This window comes from Acetivibrio cellulolyticus CD2 (assembly GCF_000179595.2).
Classification (GTDB): Bacteria; Bacillota; Clostridia; order Acetivibrionales; family Acetivibrionaceae; genus Acetivibrio; species Acetivibrio cellulolyticus.
This window is the reverse complement of sequence record NZ_JH556658.1, coordinates 268,628-271,664: the sequence shown is the minus strand read 5'-3', so window position 1 is coordinate 271,664 and position 3,037 is coordinate 268,628. Positions and strand designations below refer to the sequence as shown.

General features: G+C 39.0%; 3 protein-coding genes. All 3 read right to left on the bottom strand.

All coding sequences use genetic code 11. The annotated features are described in order from the left end of the window. Positions 1-97 precede the first annotated feature (97 nt). Positions 98-901: an ExeA family protein gene (locus ACECE_RS0217015; protein WP_010249409.1), complete on the bottom strand. Its 804-nt coding sequence runs from the start codon at positions 899-901 to the stop codon at positions 98-100. Then, on the bottom strand, positions 894-2,228 hold the full coding sequence (locus ACECE_RS0217010; RefSeq protein ID WP_010249408.1) for an IS481 family transposase: 1,335 nt from the start codon (positions 2,226-2,228) through the stop codon (positions 894-896). Before ACECE_RS0217010 ends, ACECE_RS0217015 begins: the two co-directional genes overlap by 8 nt. A gap of 80 nt (positions 2,229-2,308) precedes the next feature. Further along, positions 2,309-2,875: a DUF6431 domain-containing protein gene (locus tag ACECE_RS29540; RefSeq protein WP_010249406.1), complete on the bottom strand. Its 567-nt coding sequence runs from the start codon at positions 2,873-2,875 to the stop codon at positions 2,309-2,311. Positions 2,876-3,037 lie beyond the last annotated feature (162 nt).

Genomic DNA, 3,037 nt, shown 5'->3' with positions numbered 1-3,037 from the left:
CGCTGCTCGGTCTGTTTGACCGCTCTTTGCCCAAATTTTGTGTCCGTATATTTTGCTCATTAACCCTGTCCGATACTTCACCGAACAGGGTAATTAATTACCAATTGAATTCATCTTCAATTATGAGCCTTACTACATGATCATCTATCAACTTTGTTTGCCTTTGTGCTGCGTGCATCAGGCAGGCTATACATACTTTATTGATTTTCCTTGCTACTCCATGAGAATAGTCATAAATTTCGCCAATAGCCTTCTCGGTAAATATATCCCTGGTTTCTCCTGCATATTCAAGATGCTTTTTGATGTATTCTCCGGTTTGTTGCCGATCGTAAGGGGTAAGGTGATAACGTATATCTATCCTTTGGCATATTGCCTCATATATCTGTTTTTTCAGAACATCTCTAAGTTCACTCTGTCCCGCTAGAATTAAACTCATTGGATTGTATGAATCCATCTTAAAGTTTAAGAGAAACCGTACTTCCTCTAGCATTTCTCTTGATAAAAGATGTGCTTCGTCTGATATTATCACTGGTATCCTCTTTTGTGTTTCTATGAGGTTCGATAGCTCACGGGTTAACTGACGTTTTGCATCTCCTCTGTAAAATTTTGCTTCGCAACCTAGTTGGTTTAATACCTCCCAGTAGAAATTTCTTGGTGTTAAAGATGAATCACTTATGTACATTACCTTGTAACGATTGATATCAAGGCTATCTACTAACTTTCTTAGCGCTGTTGTTTTTCCTGTTCCAACATCACCGGTTATAACTGCAAACAACCTATTTCTTGCTGCATACTGCAATCTTTCACATAATTCTTCTATACTCGGAGTACTGTACAGTTCTTCTTCTGGTATATCCCTGCTAAATGGTATTCTTGTCAGGTTAAAGTATTGTTCAAACATTATCCGAACCTCCCTTCATGCTCCTGAAGGAAAGTACTCCAATTCGTTGTTTCTGACGCTTTGCGTTTTCCTGCTCATATACCTTAAGCAGTCTTGAGTGTGTCGTCTTTACTGTCGAACTTGACTTTTGTACCTTTCCACAGTATTCTCCAATCGTAAGCGGGCTTACTTTCTTCTTGCGTTCTCCGCTATACCATATTTCCACAAGCCCCATATCAAAAGGGTCGTATCTTACATCAACCTTTTTACCTATATATTCTATTCCAGCTTCATATTCATAACCATTAAGTTTTATGCAGCCAGTGTTATCTACTTTCCTTGTATCCTCCCAAAGAAAAGCATCTGCACATTCTTCAGGTGTTGCGAACTTTACCTTTTTTGGGTCTCTTGAATAAGCTTGCATAGGAGTTATTCCCTTTAGACTGCTGTGTTCTCTCATGTTGTAGCCCTCGTCCAACCATATCCGAAACTTTCGATTTAGTTCCTCAAGGCTCTTTGGTTTTTCAAGGGATATCTCCTGTAGAAATTCTTCCATTGTACTATTAAACCGTTCTATCTTTCCTTTGCTTTCCGGTGAGTAAGCTTTTGTGTTAATATGTCTTATCCCTAGCTTCGCACAAGCCACCCGGAACCATCTTGATACATACACTTTACCATTGTCCACATAAACTGCATCGGGCTTACCATACTTTAATATTGCCTTCCTGAAACAGTCCTCCAGTATCGGTAACCTTTGATTATCGTAAAACTCTGCATGGCAAACAAGTCTTGTTGCGTCATCTATGAATGCTACCATGTAGGTACGTTTCTTACCACCGTTTGCTGTGGGTATGAATGGGCCATACTTGATGTCAGACTGCCACAGCATATTTCTTCCACTCTTTTGAAACCTTCTTACTGCATTACCTGTTATCTTTGTATTCTTAAGTTCTTTAGCTCCAAATCCCATATTTAATAGGTGCCTTGATAACGTGCTTCTTGATATATCACCTTTTTTGACTGTCCCTTCACCTTCAAGTATGCGTATAATCCTTCTTATACTTCTTTCCGGCAGTTCCTGTCTAAGCTCTGCTGCACGATCCAATACTTCTTGGGATATCGCTTTGGTCTTCCCAATGTCTTGGCGTGTCTTTTTCAGAAGTCCCTCATAATTGTTCTCCCGGTATGCAGCAACGTACCGCCTGAGAGTTCTTTCTGATATACCTTCTCTTTCAAGGATTTCTCTGCGTATCCTTCGCTTTTCTGATTCATCAAGCCCCGGAATCAAAAGCGGTGCTATCATTTCATGCCGCTTTAAAGCTGTTTCTAGTTCTTCATTTCTGATCATTTGAACCCCTCCTGTACTTTTTTCTTAAAGATTAACAGGAGAACCTTGCGGTCACCAGTTCAAACTATGTGGGAATTTCTTTATACATAAACACCTGCTATGTAGTGTGTAAGCCATATGTTTGCATCCCCAATGGAAAGACTGTTACTTTCAGTTTTAGGGAAGTTATCAAGTATGTATTCCAATGTTTCAAACATCTTAAGTCCAGTAAGCCTAACTTCGTTAATGGTTTTATCAAAAATATTATTCAGTAAAGCTCTTAATGCTCCTATTGCTTGACAACCTCGTTGTTTAAACTCTTTAAACCATCTTTTCACTGTTGAGATACTTGCTGTTGCCTCCACCTGTTCATATGTAGTTCCTTCCTCAACATCCCGGAGTACGAACTCAATATCTGCTGTAGAGTAATGCTTGTAGGGTCTGATAAAATCCGGAAGTATTGCATGAGTTTTACCACATCCAACACATATTACACGCTGAATTACTATCCATTCAATTTTATCATCTATATGTACATGTCTGTCGTAGCGATCATGAAATTCTGTATTATTACCACATACAGGGCAGAAGAACTTTGTTTTCTCCAGATACAACAAAAAATTTTTACGATAGTCCTTAACATTTCGGCCAATATATGCTATTATCATTTTACAGTGTGTTGGAACTTTGAGGTTAAATGGTGGTGCATTTAACGTAAAAACTCAAAGTTCTTTCCATATCCCTCCTAAAACTCTCTTCGGAAAGATATTAACATATCTGTAAACGGTCACGCAACCTGAGCAGTTCCATGACATTTAACTCGGGCAGAA

Bases quoted from the DNA above. Each gene is read 5' to 3' on its own strand.
- ACECE_RS29540 (WP_010249406.1), bottom strand. From the start codon at position 2,875: ATGATAATAGCATATATTGGCCGAAATGTTAAGGACTATCGTAAAAAT.
- ACECE_RS0217015 (WP_010249409.1), bottom strand. From the start codon at position 901: ATGTTTGAACAATACTTTAACCTGACAAGAATACCATTTAGCAGGGAT.
- ACECE_RS0217010 (WP_010249408.1), bottom strand. From the start codon at position 2,228: ATGATCAGAAATGAAGAACTAGAAACAGCTTTAAAGCGGCATGAAATG.